This window comes from Ruegeria sp. BHSA162 (genome assembly GCF_059613385.1).
Genome location: NZ_JBXWSK010000033.1, coordinates 1 through 16,852, shown reverse-complemented (window position 1 = coordinate 16,852; position 16,852 = coordinate 1). Strand labels below are relative to the sequence as shown.

The 16,852-nt window shown below is 59.9% G+C and carries 13 protein-coding genes, 1 tRNA gene and 1 pseudogene; 8 read left to right on the top strand and 7 right to left on the bottom strand.

Going from position 1 to position 16,852, the window contains the following annotated elements:
- The 6 genes from AC2FM5_RS11245 to AC2FM5_RS11220 all read right to left on the bottom strand — a co-directional run bounded on the left by AC2FM5_RS11245 (window position 1) and on the right by AC2FM5_RS11220 (window position 8,858).
- Entirely contained in the window at window positions 1–180 is a 180-nt protein-coding gene (locus AC2FM5_RS11245) for a hypothetical protein (RefSeq protein WP_496735593.1), read from the bottom strand.
- 85 nt (window positions 181–265) lie between these two features.
- Window positions 266–658, bottom strand: coding sequence for a rhodanese-like domain-containing protein (locus tag AC2FM5_RS11240; RefSeq protein ID WP_496735592.1), 393 nt, complete (start codon window positions 656–658; stop codon window positions 266–268).
- A gap of 74 nt (window positions 659–732) precedes the next feature.
- Window positions 733–2,073: an HlyD family type I secretion periplasmic adaptor subunit gene (locus AC2FM5_RS11235; RefSeq protein ID WP_496735591.1), complete on the bottom strand. Its 1,341-nt coding sequence runs from the start codon at window positions 2,071–2,073 to the stop codon at window positions 733–735.
- Window positions 2,074–2,086: 13 nt separating this feature from the next.
- Window positions 2,087–4,378 carry a type I secretion system permease/ATPase gene (locus tag AC2FM5_RS11230; protein ID WP_170435169.1) on the bottom strand — a complete coding sequence of 764 codons (2,292 nt, stop codon included), beginning with the start codon at window positions 4,376–4,378 and terminating at the stop codon, window positions 2,087–2,089.
- Window positions 4,379–4,414: 36 nt separating this feature from the next.
- On the bottom strand, window positions 4,415–6,370 hold the full coding sequence (locus AC2FM5_RS11225) for a type I secretion protein (RefSeq protein WP_496735590.1): 1,956 nt from the start codon (window positions 6,368–6,370) through the stop codon (window positions 4,415–4,417).
- A 133-nt stretch (window positions 6,371–6,503) separates the two neighbouring features.
- The gene (locus AC2FM5_RS11220; protein ID WP_170358348.1) at window positions 6,504–8,858 is read right to left on the bottom strand and encodes a hypothetical protein; all 2,355 of its coding nucleotides are present in this window, start codon (window positions 8,856–8,858) and stop codon (window positions 6,504–6,506) included.
- Window positions 8,859–9,627: 769 nt separating this feature from the next.
- Between AC2FM5_RS11220 and AC2FM5_RS11215 the strand changes: the two genes are divergently transcribed.
- Both AC2FM5_RS11215 and AC2FM5_RS11210 read left to right on the top strand, forming a co-directional pair.
- Window positions 9,628–10,215 carry a helix-turn-helix transcriptional regulator gene (locus AC2FM5_RS11215; protein ID WP_254430246.1) on the top strand — a complete coding sequence of 196 codons (588 nt, stop codon included), beginning with the start codon at window positions 9,628–9,630 and terminating at the stop codon, window positions 10,213–10,215.
- The gene (locus tag AC2FM5_RS11210) at window positions 10,208–10,705 is read left to right on the top strand and encodes a hypothetical protein (protein WP_093962654.1); all 498 of its coding nucleotides are present in this window, start codon (window positions 10,208–10,210) and stop codon (window positions 10,703–10,705) included. The genes AC2FM5_RS11215 and AC2FM5_RS11210 overlap by 8 nt, the downstream gene beginning before the upstream one ends.
- A 32-nt stretch (window positions 10,706–10,737) precedes the next feature.
- Here the strand turns inward: AC2FM5_RS11210 and AC2FM5_RS11205 are convergent.
- Window positions 10,738–10,823: transfer RNA gene (locus AC2FM5_RS11205), tRNA-Leu, on the bottom strand.
- A 237-nt stretch (window positions 10,824–11,060) separates the two neighbouring features.
- Here AC2FM5_RS11205 and AC2FM5_RS11200 point away from each other — a divergent pair.
- The 6 genes and pseudogenes from AC2FM5_RS11200 to AC2FM5_RS11175 all read left to right on the top strand — a co-directional run.
- Window positions 11,061–12,104, top strand: a complete 1,044-nt coding sequence (locus AC2FM5_RS11200) for a pyridoxal-phosphate dependent enzyme (protein WP_496735589.1) — start codon at window positions 11,061–11,063, stop codon at window positions 12,102–12,104.
- The gene (locus tag AC2FM5_RS11195) at window positions 12,101–13,246 is read left to right on the top strand and encodes a M24 family metallopeptidase (protein WP_496735588.1); all 1,146 of its coding nucleotides are present in this window, start codon (window positions 12,101–12,103) and stop codon (window positions 13,244–13,246) included. Before AC2FM5_RS11200 ends, AC2FM5_RS11195 begins: the two co-directional genes overlap by 4 nt.
- Complete coding sequence (locus AC2FM5_RS11190; protein WP_170587559.1) at window positions 13,243–13,959, top strand: maleate cis-trans isomerase family protein; 717 nt, start codon at window positions 13,243–13,245, stop codon at window positions 13,957–13,959. Before AC2FM5_RS11195 ends, AC2FM5_RS11190 begins: the two co-directional genes overlap by 4 nt.
- An 81-nt stretch (window positions 13,960–14,040) precedes the next feature.
- Window positions 14,041–15,189, top strand: a complete 1,149-nt coding sequence (locus tag AC2FM5_RS11185) for an ABC transporter ATP-binding protein (protein WP_174819681.1) — start codon at window positions 14,041–14,043, stop codon at window positions 15,187–15,189.
- A gap of 103 nt (window positions 15,190–15,292) precedes the next feature.
- On the top strand, window positions 15,293–16,384 hold the full coding sequence (locus AC2FM5_RS11180) for an extracellular solute-binding protein (RefSeq protein WP_170358339.1): 1,092 nt from the start codon (window positions 15,293–15,295) through the stop codon (window positions 16,382–16,384).
- A gap of 73 nt (window positions 16,385–16,457) precedes the next feature.
- A pseudogene (locus tag AC2FM5_RS11175) lies at window positions 16,458–16,852 on the top strand (ABC transporter permease); the annotation flags it as partial.

Genomic DNA, 16,852 nt, shown 5'->3' with positions numbered 1-16,852 from the left:
CTATTGGTACAGGCGCTTGGCGACCAGCCAGGATACGGGCAAAGCCGCGACCGCTCCGACGGCTGCGGCACCCACGATGGCCAGGGTCGAAACCATCCCTGCGGTCAGCACGGCGATAACGGCCGTCCCCGCGAGGGCGGTCGCGATCAGGGAATACAGTAGCGCTGCAAGTCTCATCATTGCCAGGCGTCCTTGTTGATGGCATCTGACGCGCAGATTGCCGAAGCGGAATACAATCGGCTTTGATGCAGATCAGGCTGGGTCCCTACATCCCGGTGTCAACCGGGCCGACATAGTCGCCCCCGCCGTTTACCCAGTCCGAGAACCCACCCAGGTTGTAGACATGCTGATACCCCATGTCCTTGAGCAACTTGCCCGCAAGAGCCGCCCGTCCGCCCGATGCGCAATGCAGAATGATCGGGCGATCCTTCCGCAGCTCGGGGTCATGCGACTGCAGCGCAGGATCGGCACGAAACTCGAGCATACCACGTGAGATATGGTGAGATCCGACGGCGCGACCGGTCTTTTCCAGTTCAGGCGCATCGCGAATATCCAGCAGCAGCGCACCCTGCTGCAATAGCTCCCTGGCTTGCGCGGCGCTGATACGTTGAACATCAGCATTCGCGGCCTCAAGCATCTCTTTAACGGTCAATGGCATTCGTGCGGTCCCTCCCGGATTTTCACGAATGCTAGCACGGGGCCCTTTGAATTTGTAAGCGCTATGGTGGGCGACTATTGCTCGCGAAAGGCCCGAGACATGCTGTCGACGATCGGCTTGGCGATATAGGCGGCAAAGGTGCGTTCCTCGGTCTGGATCATGATCTCGGCTGGCATGCCGGGGGTCGGAATGAACCCCCGTACCCGGTCCATCTCGTCAGGCTCCAACGACACCCGGGCCAGATAGACCTCTTGAGGTATTCCGCTGGCTTCTTCCAGAACCGCGTCCGCCGAGACGTAAAAGACTTCGCCCGTCAGAACCGGTGTCGTGCGCTGATTCAAAGCCACCAACCGAACGGTCGCGGTCTGGCCGGTCACAACGCTGTCGATATCGGTGCGCGGGATCTGGGCCTCGATGATCAGCGGGGCATCAGCTGGCAGGATTTCGGCAATCGGCTTGCCGGTCTCGATGACGCCGCCCGGCGTGTAATAGTGCAATCGCACAACCGTGCCATCAACCGGGGCACGGACTACCGCGCGGGCAAGAACACTGCTGGCCTGGCGCGATTTTTCCCGCACGCTTTCCAGATCCGCCTCGATTACACCCAGTTCGTCCAGCGCTGCTTCGCGATAGGCGGACCGGGTCCGGGCGATCTGCTCTTCGTATTTCAGCAGCATCTGGCTGGTTTCCGAAGCCTCGGCCGCCAGTCGGGCCAATTGCCCGTCCGCTTCGGCCTGGACTCGCCGGATGGTGTTCAACTCACCCTTTCGGACAAGACCTTTTTCGAACAACGCGTTCTTGGTTTCGTATTCTTCCTGAAGGATCGCCTTGCGGCGCTCCATGCTTTCCAATTGCGCCTCGAAGCCGCTGGCCCTGATCTTCAGCGCTTCGATATTGCGTTCGAGAAGGGCAATGTCATTCAGCAGAGTCTTGCGCGAGACTTCGAAACTGAGCCGCTGGTTGTCGAGAATGGTCATCACTTCAACGTCGTCGGATGCCTCGATCAGGGCGGGTGAAAACTCCAAAGTGTCCTTTTCGGCGTATTCGGCCAGCAAGCGCTCGACCATCGCCCGAAGGCGGATCTTGCGGATGAACAATTCACGCTCATTTGCCTCGGCCGAGGTCTGGTCGAGTGTCATCAAGACCTGCCCCTCCTGCACGGTCTGGCCTTCGGTGACCAGGATCTGTTCGATGATCCCTCCTTCAAGATGCTGAACGATCTTGTTGCGCCCGGTGGCCACAAAGCTGCCTTGCGCAATTACTGCGGCCGCGAGCGGCGCCTGAAACGACCACAGGCCGAACCCGCCGAAACAGGCGACCAGCAGCACGGTGCCCACGACTATGAACTTGGTTATCGATCTCGGAACCTCGGCGTACCAAATGGCGGGATCGTCTACTTGTACCAACTCGTTCATCCTTAACCCCCGTCTACCCTTTCAACTCGGGCTGCTGGCGCGGCCCGTTCAGTTGCTGCAGCACCTGCTCACGCTGACCGAACAGGGCGACCCGCCCGTCCGTCAGCAGCATGATCTTGTCCACCACGTTCAAGAGCGTCGGTTTTTGGGTGATCACGACCACGGTAATCTTGTTTTCCCTCGCCTGCTCGATTGCCCGGGCCAGCGCCTTGTCGCCCGCGACATCCAGGTTCGAGTTCGGCTCGTCCAGAACCACCATCCGCGGATTGCCAAAGAAGGCGCGCGCCAGCGCGATCCGCTGTTTCTGACCGCCAGACAGGGGCGAGCCATCGGCAGCGACCACGGTCTCATACCCCTGTGGCAAGGTGGCGATCATGTTGTGCACGTCGGCCAGAACTGCAGCATCATGAATTTGCTCATCGGTGGCATCGGCGCGCATTCGGCCGATATTGTCCTTGATCGTGCCCGGAAACAGCTGAACGTCCTGCGGCAGGTACCCGATGCTTTCGCCGAACTGGCGCGGATCCCAGTTTCGGATATCCATCAGGTCGAGCCGCACGCTGCCCGAGGTCGGCAGAATCGATCCTACCAGCGTTTTGCCCAGCGTGGTCTTGCCCGCGCCCGAGTTGCCGATGATCGCCAGCGTCTCGCCCGGGTTGAGCGAAAAACTGATGCCGTTGAGAACCACGCGTTTGGTACCCCCGGGTACAAACAGAAGGCGTTCAACATCCACTCGTCCCTCGGGGCGGGGCAAGCGCAGCTTCTCATACTGAAGCGCCGAATTGGACAGCAATGCCTTGATGCGGCTGTAGGCACCGCGGGTCAGCAGGAATGTATTCCAGCCCTCGATTGACCCTTCGATTGGCGCAAAAGCCCGCCCAGCGATGATCGAGGCCGCGATCACCATGCCGCCCGTGATTTCGCCTTGCAGGGCCAGATAGGCTCCCCATCCCAGAATGCCGACCTGCGTCAGCAGGCGCACGGTGCGTGAGATCGCCGCGAACACCACGTTTCTGTCTTGCGCCCGGACCTGCCAGGTCAGGGAGTTGGCGGTGTCGCGTCCCCAGATCCGAACCGCCTCGGGGATCATAGCTAGTGCGTTGATGATCTGGCTGTTCCGCGACATCGAATCCAGATGCTGGTTGGCTAGAGACTGGGCCATGTTGGCCTCGGCAAACGGTTTGGCCGTCATCCGCTGGTTGATCAGCGCGATAACCATCAGGATCACGGCCGTCACCACCACGATCATGCCCAACTCTGGGTGAACCAGAAAAATCATAAGGATGAACAACGGCGCAAAAGGAACATCCAAAAAGGAGAGAAGGGTGCTTGAAACGAGAAAGCCGCGGATTTGCTGCAGATCACCCAGCGTCTGATACTCGCGTCCCGTCCCGTGCAACGAGGCATGCGCTGCGGCACTGAGGGTCGGAGCACCCAGTCGCGCCGCCACTTCGACCCCGGTGCGCATCAACATGAAGCGCCGCACCGCATCGAAAGCCGATTGAAAGATGATTGCCCCGGCCACGATCGCGGTCAGCATGATCAGCGTGTCCAGCGAGCGGCTGGTCAGCACCCGGTCACTGATCTGGAACAGGTAGATCGGGATCGCCAGGATCAACAGATTGGTCGCGCAGGTCAGTACCAGAACAAAGGCAAGGTTTCGCCATATCGCTCGCATCGAGGTCCGAAGGGTGCGTTGAAAGTCTTCGGGCGGCGTGCGCTTGTGAAAAGTTTGGGGTGGCCCTTTGCCGCCGCCATCGCCTGAACCAGTGCGCAGCAGCGGCTTGTTCGCTTCGGCCTCGATAGTGGTGCCCATGCGATCCGTCCCACCCGACCGGGACGAGGGGGTCATGCGCGCGGTCGGGCTTTCGACGGTTTGCGGTTCCGAGTCCTCGGCATTGGCCACCCCTTCGCCGTCACCCGCACGCCCTTCCACAGCGACGGTCTCCGGCGTTTCGCGCCGTCGGGGAGAGGCGGCGCTGAATGTTGTTTCTAGTGTGTTGTCGTCTGTTATTTTCTGATCGGTTTCGTCCCGGGCTTCCGGTGCCGGCGCCGCTGCATTGCGAGCAACCTCTTGCTCCTTCTGCGCCGTGGCCGGGCCCTCCTGCGCTGCCTTGTTCTGGCTCTGCTCGGTCACGGGCACGCGCATCTCCTTGGTCAGCCTTAGCCGTGCGGTCAGCCGTTCCGTTGCAAATGACGAGCCAGACACCATGTCGCTGGGTCGCAAAGTCAGAGGCTGTCCGCTTCCCGACCGGTCCAGCGGGCTGGCATATCGGGTGCGGCGCGACGAAAAAACGATCGACATAAACAAACCTTCCGGTCACTCGTAAAAAAGGGAAAATCAGGTCAGGATGGATTGCATTCCTACATTGGCGTCCAAGTCTTCGGGGGTTAGTGCAGGAGCGGTCGGGCCGCTCACTGCTTGCCCGGCGGTCATTGCCTCCTCCATCAGGATTGCGATGGCTTCATTGGCAAATTCCTGGCCGATCTCATTCTCGGGCAAGTCGATGAGACTGGCCTGGTGCAGCAAAAGCTCGGAATATGCGCCCTGCCCGCCCATGACAACGGAGTCCACGCCCAGCTTGTTGATGTTGGCCGCATTCAGCATCGCGTTGCTGCCGGCCACGACTTCGGTACTGGCCCCATGCGGACCGGACAGGAAAATGTCATCCTGATCGGCGAGCATGGTGACCTGCTCAAGAATATTCACCTGCAGCAGGTTTCCGTCGATCTTCAGAACGCGCATCTGCTCCATACCCGCGAACATCGGATCGTTCAGCAATGCGTCCTCGAGCGCCGCCATGGTCATTTCATTCAGAGTCATGGCCTCGGCCATGTTCTCCTCAAGCGCCTCCTGCAGGTCCAGGCCGTTGGTCATCACCGAGGCCTGGTTCATCAGCAGGTTTTCGTTCGCACCTCCGGCAGGTCCGGCTAGGCCGCCTGACACCAGGTCGTCATCCATCAGGACAAGCGTCTGGAACAACATGTCGACCGAGATCATGTCGCCGCCGATCATTATCAGGTCATAATAGTTGCCGAGTTGAACAATATCAGCCACGTTGACCATCTGGTTGCCACCCATCGCATACATGGTCGAAGACGCGGAAATCTCGGTCTGGATATGGTCGATATCGGTGGCGTTGATGACCTGCTTGAGGAAGTTGGTAACCACCAGATCGCCATGGATCCAATCGACGGTCAAAAAGGACGGCTGCCCGGCCCCACCAGCGACGGCCGAGGTTCCGGCAAGCCACGGCGCAGGATTCGCCTCTGTTTCAATCTGGGCGGATTGGACGACGTTGGTGCCCGCGCCGCTGCCGGTGTTTCCGACATCAACATCTGATACCAGCGCGACCTGGCTGATCATCGTCAGGCTGATCGCTTGTCCACCCACGGCGATGAAGGGGGCATCCACCCAACCGACGTTCAGCGCGACTTCGTTGATCGCAAGATTGCCGCCGGTGACAACGGTATGACCCTCGTGTGACTCCGGCCCCTCGGACTGGTTCCACTCGGCCGGATAGGACTGTGACACCAGATTTTCCTCAGCCTCCTCGGGCTGGTGGTAGGCCGGCAGAAGATCGCTCCAGACCGGAGCCTCCGACACGTGTTGACCGTTGACGATGATGCCTTCCGCGTCTTCACCTTGGAATTGGTGAACCGTGACACCTTGGACCGATCCGTTCATCGGTGTCGTTATCTGTTCGACCAGCGTATCCAGGTATTCTGGCGTCATGTAGTCCGGTATCGCCAGTGAAGGCACCGCCATCGCATGAAGCGAGTGCGCCACGTCCAACGCGGCTTCGGCCTGCGCTGTCAGCATCGCCGCATCGCGGAAGTCGCCCGCGCCCACGGTATCATTGTCGCGCAGGACCAATGTCTGGAATGTGTAAGTGACGGCAGACCCTATCAGGTCGCTGACGACCTGAGGCTGCAACATCAAGAATTGCGGCCCGACCGAGATGGGCAATTCGGACTGCGGAACGAATCCGCCCGGAGCCAACGGGTCACCGATCTGGATGTTCGACTCGAGCATTGGGCCGGCTGGTGGCAGCGGCAACTGCGGGTCCGCGGGCGGTTCGGGGAAACGGTAGGGAAGCGGGTCGTAGTCCTTGGGCTTCAGATCCAGATCGGCCTTGACGACAATCCTGATCGGATCCTCCAAGCCTTCAACTTCGGCCAGCCGGCGGAGCGCCGTAAACTCCTCGTATTGCTGCCGCAGGATGGCCTGTTCCATCGTGAGCTGAAAAGTACCGATAAAATGCGCGATCGTTTCCGTAATGCTGTCAAGTGACATCTGGACTATCCCTGTCACCCTTTCCGGCAGAAAATTTCCGGGTCTGGGTTAAGTTGGACCGAGGCCATGAAACACGGCCCCGGTGTTTTCATCAAAGACCGGAGGCCGAAATCGCGGCCTCCGGGGTCAGGCATTATGCCTCGGTGTCGTCGCTCGCGTAGGTCGAACTCATCGAACCGCCAACCATCGTGGTATCGACCGAGTTGCCAAGCACGTTGGCGCCCATGACGATTGTCTGGTTGAAGGCCGAGGTATCGACCACTGCTGCTGCCGACGCGTAGGATTCACCAGTGACGATACCGTCGCCACCATTGTTGGAACCCCAGGTGCCGCCATTGCCGCCGGCTCCGCCGTCACCCGAATAAGCGCCGGCCGCGCTGCCACCGGTGACTGCGCCACCCGTGGTATCGCCGGACATGGCGCTACCCATGGCGTAGCCGCTGGTACCGCCATTGGCCGCAGACGCACCGCCTGCACCACCGGCTCCCGAGCTGGCCGCGCCAGTCGCGCTGCCGGATCCGGTCGAGGTGGCATCGTTGTCGGTGTAGGACGCGCCGCCGTATCCCGCTATGGCTTCGGCCAGGCTGTCGGCGGAACCGTTTGTGTCAGCGTCAGCAAAGACTTCTGCCGCACCACCGGTACCGGCCGTGTTGACCGCATCCGCAGAACCCGCACCGTTACCGGACGAGGTGGACGTTGGCGTCGTGGTCCCACCGGCTCCGCCAGCGCCTTCTGCACTGGACGAACCCGAACCGGTTCCGTTTGCCGCGCCATTGGCCGCGTTCGAACCGCCGGCTCCGCCGGTTCCGGTCGACGTTTGCGGGTTGCTGGCCGCACCGTTCACGTCACCAGGCGACTGGCTGATATTCGGGCCGCTTGCGGCCAGATCGCCGACGCCCTGTGCGCCAGAGTTGGCTGCCGAGCTGCCGCCCGTGCCCGCTCCGCCGGACCCTGCGCCACCGGTTCCGGCACCGCCGGTTCCTGCGCCGCCGGTTCCAGCACCACCGGTGCCCGCTCCGCCGGTACCCGGGTTGTTGCCCGTGGTTCCGCCGCCGCCGGTCGCGGCGTCGGTATCAGCCGCATTCAAGGCCGGACCACCATCCGCGATTTCCTGGTTCAGCGCTGCAATGGCTGCTTCGACCATGGCCGAGAATCCGCCGGATCCCTCGCCACCAGAGCCTTCGCCACCAGCACCTTCACCACCCGAGCCCGAGCCGCCGGAACCCGTGCCACCGGAACCAGGCCCGCCGGTGCCATTCGCGCCACTTTGCGCGCCGCTGCCGGCCATGCCCGCACCCGTATTGCTTCCGGCTGTCGCTTCATTCGCTTCGGTCGTACCGGTGCTGTTGTTCGATGCAGAACCCGAGTTCGATGACTCGCCGTTGCCGCCATTGGCGCCGTTCGCACCCGACTCGTTTCCGGCCAGGCCAAGGCCCGCGCCGATCGAACCGGTCGCGTTTTCACCACCGTTGGCATTGCCTTCCGAGTTGGCGCCGGACAGTCCCAGACCAAGGCCAAGACCGATCGAGCCGGCATTACCGCCTTCACCGCCAGTTCCCTGGCCGTTGGCATTCGAACTGCCGGTGTTGTTGGCGCTGGAGGTACTGTTGGCGTTGCCGCCATTGCCAGCCGTGCTTTCGCCACTGGCTTCGGCACCCGACAGACCAAGACCCAGGCTCGTGTTGTTGGCACCGCCCGAGGCCGCACCGTTACCGCCTTGCGAAGCCGCGCCGGCATTGCCGGTGTGGCCGCCCAGCGCGAATGCGTGGCTGCCATTGGTCTCGCCGCTTGCGGCACCGCCGTAGCTGGTTCCGCCGGAACCCGAGTTACCGCCGCCGGAGGATGAACCGATGCCTTCTTCGGCATAGGCCGAACCGCCCGTCGCGCTGCCGTTCTGATAGAACGAGCCGTCATTCGACAGGCTGGGCGAATCCAGCGTGTCATCGTCACTCAGGTTGGCCAACTGGTTGTTGATCGACGACATGTCATTGCCGTCACCGCCCATCGAGATGGTCAGGTTCAGATCATCGCCGGGATCATAGTTCACGTCGTTCCCGGCCGTGATGACATCACCGATGGATGCCGAGTCACCGATATCCAGATCGACCTGGTCATCGTCGCGCGGGATCCACTCGCCTTCACCGAAATCGATGTTGATCGAGTTCGAGATACTGTTGCTGTCATCGCCGCCATTGACGTTCGATTGCTGCTGACCTTGCTGCTGGCCCTGCTGCTGCGCCTGACCCTGATCCTGACCCTGGCCCTGCTCGTTCGCAACTTCAGTCGCCTGAGCCTGAGCCTGGTTCTGTTCGTCTTCGTTGTTTGCAGCGTTTTGAACTTCCTGACCCTGCTGCTGTTGCTGTGCGGTCAGTTCGGCCTCGATATTTGCTTCTTCAACGGGGATTTCCACCGAGATCGGAGCTTCGAGATTTTCAACATTAACTTCGTCAACGGTCGTGACATTGGTATTGTTCACATTGCGTCGCATAACAATCTTCCATTTTTGAAGCGCCTGACCGCCATTCATCTACAAAGCGATATTCGGCGCGGTTGAAAAATATTATTGAGCATCCATTCGCGAAACTGCGCATGTCTGCGGCCTTGTCTTTCGAATGATGTGTTGTCACCCCCCTTTCTCGGCCAAGCCGATTCCGTGACTGCTCAAAATCACGCGAAAATACGCGGGCCGCAGACACGCCAGGTACAAGTACACTTCGCAAATTGAAGCACGACACAGGGTACAGATGCTGTTAGGTCTGCCTAGCTGGCAGAAAGTATTAACATCACTAAAGCGATGATTTGCTTACCGTATTACTCGAACACGCGTTTCAGGGTCGAGTTCGAAGCCGAATTGGCCTGCCACAAAAGCCGGAAAAATTTAGTTTTTTGAATCCCGATATTTAAGCGGCCTGACCGTCAAACGACCTTAATCGAAAGTTCTAAAACCCGGTGATTCCCAAAGCCGTACAGTTGTCGAAAACTGAACTTTCTGGTATGCTCAACACAGATTTCAGATTGTTTTTATTCAGTTTCACCTCGGCCAATAACGGCCAATTCAGGACGTAATCCGGGGTATTTAGGGGGGCACAAGAATGAGCATTTCCGAATTAAGTAACAGTTCCTGCACGATCGACGAAAACGAAGATTTTATGATTGTTTTTATTGGGAAAGAGCTCTTCTACTCCAACCAAACCCTGCGAAGCGTTCAGCACGAATTCGGTGTGGCAGCCCATCGGTTTGAATCTCTCGCGGCATTCTTGTCCCAAGCCAGCAATGCTGAGGGTTCCGGCAAGATTGTTGTCGTGGATCAGATCATGATGGAGGATCTGCTGGCCCGTCCCTCCGATTATGTCCGATCGTCCATGCCGGGATGCCTTGCCTTCGCATACCGCAAAGAGGACGCAGCCCGGTTCGTTTTCGAGCGATGGGACCGATCCCGGTACGGATCAATCGGGTTTCTTCCGATGAACGTCGCCCCGGACGCATGGCGCGCGATCCTGCGGCTGCTGATGCATGAAGAGTTGTACCTGCCGGGATTTGTGGCCAATTGCGTTGCATCGAAGCCGTGCGCGACAGGTGCGACTACGGCCCGAGAAACTCCGAAATCCCCTGCGGCTGGCCCTCTGTTGTCAAAACTGACCCGGCGCGAGAAGCAGGTTCTGCAACTTGTCTCCGAAGGCAAAAGCAACAAGGCGATCGCTGCCCAGTTGGGTATCACCGAACACACGGTCAAGCTGCACATGCACAACGTGTCGGGCAAGATCGGTGTCAGCAACAGAACGGCAGCGGCGCATTTCTTCTTTGAGGCGGCGGCGCAGGACGCGCACCGAACCTCGGTTGACTGACGACTTCGAAGCCAGGTTCGATCGGTTGATCCTTTTGGTCGGCCGCCTGAACTATGTCTGGACGAACACCGAAAGCCTGCTGATTCATCTGATTGCCGGCCTCTCGGGGACCAGCAAAGACGTAGCCGTCATCATTTTCCTGACCCTGAACACAACCCGCGCCCGAATTGATCTGGTCGAGCGTCTGGCAAAGATGGACGGAAGGCCGGCCTCGGTTCGTGATCCGATCCTAGAGCACACGCAGCGGCTCAGCCGTCTGTCTGGCATCCGCAACAAGTTCAACCACTGCATCTATTCCTTCGACCAGGAAACCGGGAACCCCAAAACGATCCTGATGCGCATTGCCGATCGAAAAACCGACATCAAGCTGGGACGCGAAGATACGGTCGACGAACAGGCGATGCAGGAAATCGAGGATGTCGTCGCGCAGCTGTCGGCGGCGAACCAGGACATCTGGCGGCTGATCTCCAAGCTGGGTTATCCGGTCTGACGATCGCCCTCGGCCAAGTCGACCAGTGTGTTTGGTGCGGGCGGTGGGACTCGAACCCACACGGCGCTAGGGCCTTCGGATTTTAAGTCCGATATGTCTACCATTCCATCACGCCCGCATCCGGCCGGTCTGATGCACCGGCGCTGGATCACGTGCCGAACACTTACACGCACCCATACCGATTGCAAAGACCGCAAGCGGTCAATTCGCCAGCCAGATCAACGCCGTTTGGTTCAGGGCAGGTAGCCACTTTTCCCAGGGAACAGGAAGTGTGCATTTCTCGCATTTCACCCCTATGCCTTGACAGATTGACTGCATTTCTATGACGTCTGCCGGATCGTTGAGGGAGGCCGCGATGAAGTCCGTCACCAACCCGTATCGAGGCGAAGGCAAACTGTTTTCACAGGCCCCCTTCCCTTCAACCAATTCCAGCCGGTTGGCGCAGCTTTTGTCGCTGTGCCCTGCCTCCGGCGTGACACCACTGGCCGAAGCGCAGGGTTTGGCGCCCGTTTCCCGCCTTTGGATCAAAGATGAACGGACGCGGATGAATCTCGGGTCGTTCAAGGCATTGGGCGCGGCCTATGTCATCGCCTACCAAGCGAGCGAAGCCACCGAGACACCCGACAACACATCCCTTGCTGGCCGTTCTTATGTAACGGCCAGCGCCGGGAACCACGGCCTAAGCATGGCTGCGGGTGCGCGCGTTTTTGGTGCGAATGCCGTAGTGTTCATTTCTGAAACCGTGCCCGAGAGCTTTGCTCAGCGCCTTTCGGCGCAAGGTGCGCGAGTGGTGCGCGAAGGCGTCGATTACGCCGCAAGCATGAGCGCCGCAAGCCGCGCGGCGAACGACAACGACTGGACGCTTCTGTCAGACAGCTCTTGGGAAGGGTATTATGACCTGCCCCATCTCTTGATGGAGGGGTACGTTCAAATGGCTGTCGAGGCGGTTGATCAGTGTCCCGAACCTCCGACATTGATCCTGCTGCAGGCCGGAGTGGGAGGCATGGCGGGCGCCGTTGCCGCATGTTTCCGAAAGGCTTGGGGAGACGACCCCAAGATCATCGTGGTCGAACCGGCCGCAGCCCCGGCGCTGATGGCCAGCATCCAAGCCGGCGCGCCGGTTTTTGCAGACGGTCCGGACAGCATCATGGGACGGCTGGATTGCAAGGAGCCATCGCTGATTGCACTGAATGGACTGGCGCGGGATGCCGATCAGTTTCTGACGCTGGAGGATGACACCGTGGCCGCTCAGCTTCCGGTCATGGCAGAGGCCGGGTTCGAAACGACTGCGTCAGGCGGCGCCGGACTGGCCGCCGTTCTGGATGCCGATAGCCGCAACTTGCTCAATATCGGACCACAGGACCGCGTTTTGTGCATCGTGACCGAGCAAGCCTCGTGAGAGGGTTCGAACAAGCCGAGTTCGCGGACAGAACTGCGCGTGCACAGGATCTCATGCAAGAGCATGGCCTGGACGCCCTGCTGCTGACGACCGAGCCCGACGTCCGGTATTTCAGCGGCTTTCTGACCCGGTTCTGGGAAAGCCCGACGCGCCCCTGGTTCCTTGTCGTTCCTGCGACCGGCAAACCTGTCGCGGTGATCCCGTCGATTGGCGCGGCCTTGATGGCGCAGACCTGGATCGAAGACATCCGCACCTGGTCCGCCCCGGATCTGGCAGACGACGGAGTATCGTTGCTGGCCGAAACCCTGCGCGAACTTGTTCCGGACGGCGGCTTGATCGGATGTCCCGATGGGCATGAAACGCACTTGCGGATGCCGCTTGCAGATTTCGGGCGTCTGAAATCCGAAATCGACCGCCGCAGGATCACCGGCGACCTTGGCATTCTGCGCGACCTGCGCATGGTCAAATCTCAAGCCGAAATCAAAAAGATCGAAACCGCCTGCCTGATCGCGGGACAGGCTTTTGAGCGGGTTCCTGAGATTGCATCGGCCGGTGTTCCTCTGGATCAGGTCTTTCGACGGTTCCAGATGTTGTGTCTCAACGCAGGCGCCGATTGGGTGCCTTATCTTGCCGGCGCGGCCGACCAAGGCGGATATGGCGACGTAATCTCACCGGCAACCCAACGACCGTTGAAGCCGGGCGACGTGCTTATGTTGGATACCGGGCTGGTCTGGGATGGGTATTTTTGCGATTTCGACCGCAACTGGTCCGTCGGCCCGGCCAGTCCCGCCGTGCGCGCGGCGCACTACGCGCTGATCGATGCGACCGAGGCGGCGTTCGAGCAGGCCAGACCGGGCGCGACGGCCTCGGACCTGTATCACACGATGAGCTCGGTCCTGTCCCGTGGCGGCGGCGGGACCGAAGCCGGGCGCCTGGGCCACGGATTGGGCATGTCATTGACCGAGTGGCCTTCGCTCATCCCAACGGATCAAACGGTTCTGAAACCCGGAATGGTGTTGACGCTGGAGCCAGGTATTGAGGTCGGTGGCAAAATACTTGTCCACGAGGAAAATGTGCTGGTCACCGAAAGCGCACCGCGGTTCCTGAGCCCCAAGGCACGACGGGAGATTCCCGAGCTATGACAACACTGCCATTTTCTCTGGACACGGATGACCCGGGTATATCTCCGCTTGGCCTGATCGTTCTGCAGACAGACGAGACGATCGAAGGCGATTTCCGCAGGCTTTTTGCCGGCGACCCTTCACCCATTTATGTCTCGCGCATAACCAGCGACCCGCAGGTCACGACCAAGACGTTGACCCGCATGAAGCATGCGCTTCCAGCGGCGGCAGATTTACTGCCCAAGGCGCGCCCCTTCCGGGCTGTGGGTTACGCCTGCACCTCGGCAAGCTCGGTCATCGGATCGGAAAAGGTCGAAGAACTGGTAAAGCAGACTTGTGACGTGCAAACGGTAACCAACCCTCTGCGCGCCGCGGTTGCTCAGGCGCGCGAATTGGGTGTGTCACGCTTTGCACTGCTGTCCCCTTATGAGGAGCAGGTCAACACGGCGCTTCGCGCGGCCTTCGCCGATCAAGGGATCCTCATGGATGTGTTCGGCACCTTTGGGATTTCCGAAGAAGCAAAGGTCGTCCGGATATCAACGCAATCCATCGTTGACGCCGCGGTGAGGCTGGGTTCGGACAGAGCGGTCGAAGCTGTTTTTCTCAGCTGCACCAACCTTCGCACGTTGGACGCCATCCCGCGGATCCATGAACAGATTGGCAAACCGGTCTTGTCCAGCAATCAGACCCTTGCGTGGCACATGCGGCGCCTCAACACTGCGCAAAATCCTTGAATCCCACCCAATGAGGATTGGTTTTTGTCATTGAGTCTTGCCAGCCGGACATTGCTGCGTCTTTAATGTGCTCAGGGATCAATGAAATCCGGACCAACCGGATCAAGAATTGACGCAACAGGGGGTCTTGTGACCGGCACTTCTAGCGACGCCGCGTTTGTCGAATTTCAACGCGTTCAAAAATCGTATGACGGCGAAAATCTTGTCGTCAAAGACCTTAACCTCGCGATGCCAAAGGGCGAGTTTCTGACAATGTTGGGCCCATCGGGATCTGGCAAGACCACTTGCCTGATGATGCTGGCCGGGTTCGAAACTGCGACGCATGGCGAAATTCTGTTGGATGGGCGACCGATCAACAACATTCCGCCGCACAAGCGTGGCATCGGGATGGTGTTTCAGAACTATGCCCTGTTCCCGCACATGACTGTGGCCGAGAACCTCGCCTTTCCGCTGGAAGTCCGAAAAATCGGCAAGTCCGAGCGCGAAGAAAAGGTCCAGCGCGCCCTCGACATGGTGCAGATGGGTGCCTTCGGCAGCCGCAGACCCGCTCAGCTGTCAGGCGGACAACAACAGCGTATCGCCTTGGCCCGCGCGCTGGTCTTCGAACCCGAATTGGTTCTGATGGACGAACCGTTGGGCGCATTGGACAAACAGCTGCGCGAGCACATGCAGTTTGAAATCACGCGTCTGGCCCATGAATTGGGGATCACGACCGTCTATGTGACCCACGACCAGACCGAAGCGCTGACCATGTCGGATCGCGTAGCGGTCTTTGACGATGGGCGGATCCAGCAGCTTGCACCGCCGGACCAGCTTTATGAAGAACCGGAGAACAGTTTCGTTGCGCAGTTCATCGGTGAGAACAACACGCTGGAAGGCGTTCTGAAATCCGTCGATGGCGGGAAATGCGTCGTAACGCTGGACGATGGGTCCGAGATCGACGCGGTTCCGATCAACGTGAGCCAACCGGGGGAACGGACCAAGGTCTCGATCCGGCCCGAGCGCGTGGAATTCAACAAGGATCGCCTCAGCCCCGAAGCGCATACGCTCAAGGCTGTGGTCAAGGAATTCATCTACATGGGCGATGTATTCAGGTTCCGCATGTCGGTGGCCGGCAATGATGAATTCATCGTCAAGACCCGGAATGCCCCTGACGCCGTCAGGCTGACACCGGGTCAGGAGATCGAGATCGGATGGCTGGCGCAGGATTGCCGCGCTCTGGACGCCTAGGCGCGCCCGGCTTCGCAATCCGCCCCCAAGCCGAAAGAACCGACCGACGAAAACCCGTGCGTTGGTCGACAAATCATAAAACGGGAAAAACTGGGAGCTACATATGAAACGTACCACCACAATGCTGACAGCTGTTGCTCTGGCAACTGCAGCAGGCGGAGTTTCCGCCGAAGAAATGACGATCGTGTCCTGGGGCGGCGCCTATTCCAAGTCGCAGCTCAAGGCCTATCACGAGCCCTATTCGGAAAAGACCGGCGTCACCATCCTGAACGATGACAGCTCGGCCGAGGCCGTGGCCAAATTGCGCGCCATGAACGAGGCGGGCAACATCACATGGGATGTGGTCGACGTGGTTGCCGCGGACGCGATCCGTCTGTGTGACGAAGGTCTGGCAATGGAAATCGACCCGGACACCCAGCTGGCGCCTGCGCCGGACGGCACCCCGGCTTCGGAAGACTTCGGCGATCTGCTGGTCAGCGAATGCTTCATCCCTCAGATCGTGTATTCGACCACCTTTGGGTATCGGACCGACATGGTCGGGGACAACCCGCCGACCGACATCTGCGCGGTCTTCGACCTGGAGACCTATCCCGGCAAGCGGTCGCTGGAAAAGCGCCCGATCAACAACATGGAATGGGCCCTGCTGTGCGACGGCGTCTCGAAGGACGAAGTGTATGACGTTCTGGCAACCGACGAAGGCCAGGACCGTGCTCTGAAGAAGCTGGACACCATCAAGGACAGCGTCGTCTGGTGGTCCGCCGGCGCCGATACGCCCCAGCTGCTGGCTGACGGCGAAGTCGTCATGGGCTCGACCTACAATGGCCGCCTGTTCAGCGTCATCGAAGAGCAGAAGCAGCCCGTCGCCATGCTGTGGGACGCGCAGGTCTTCGATCTGGACGGCTGGATCATTCCCGCCGGTCTGAGCGAAGAGCGCAAGCAACGCGCGCTGGACTACATCATGTTCGCGACCGACACCCAGCGCCTGGCGGATCAGGCCAAGTACATCTCGTACGGCCCGGCTCGCGCTTCGTCTGCTCCGCTGGTCGGCAAGCATGCCGAACTGGGAATCGACATGGCTCCGCACATGCCGACCGATCCGGAAAACGCCAAGAACACGTTCCTCTACAACTACGAGTTCTGGGCTGACTACCGCGATGACATCGACGCCAAATTCCAGGCGTGGTTGGCGCAATAAGCGCTTGAATCTCTGAAGAAACGTCAGGTGGCGGTGCGCCGCCATCTGACCCGGGCACAACCAAGAGGCACTGATGACTGACGCAAGCCAAACCGCAGGACCCATGCTGGCAGCGGACGGAACGCCGCTCAAGCAATCGCTGGCGCGTTCATTGCGACGTCAGAAACTGCGCGCGCTTATGCTGATCGCGCCTTTGCTTCTGTTCGTGCTGTTTTCCTTCCTCGTACCGATTGCATCGATGCTGTTTCGGTCAGTCGAAAACGGAATTGTCTCGGAAACCCTGCCCCTGACGGTCGAAGCGCTGGACAACTGGGATGAAACCAGCGGCGAATTGCCGGGCGAGGACGTCTATGATGCCTTCGTTCGTGACATGGTGGTCGCGATCGAAAACAAGGAACACACCCGGCTTGGCACGCGTCTGAACTACGAAGAAACCGGCATGTCTTCGCTGTTCCGCCAGTCAGGCCG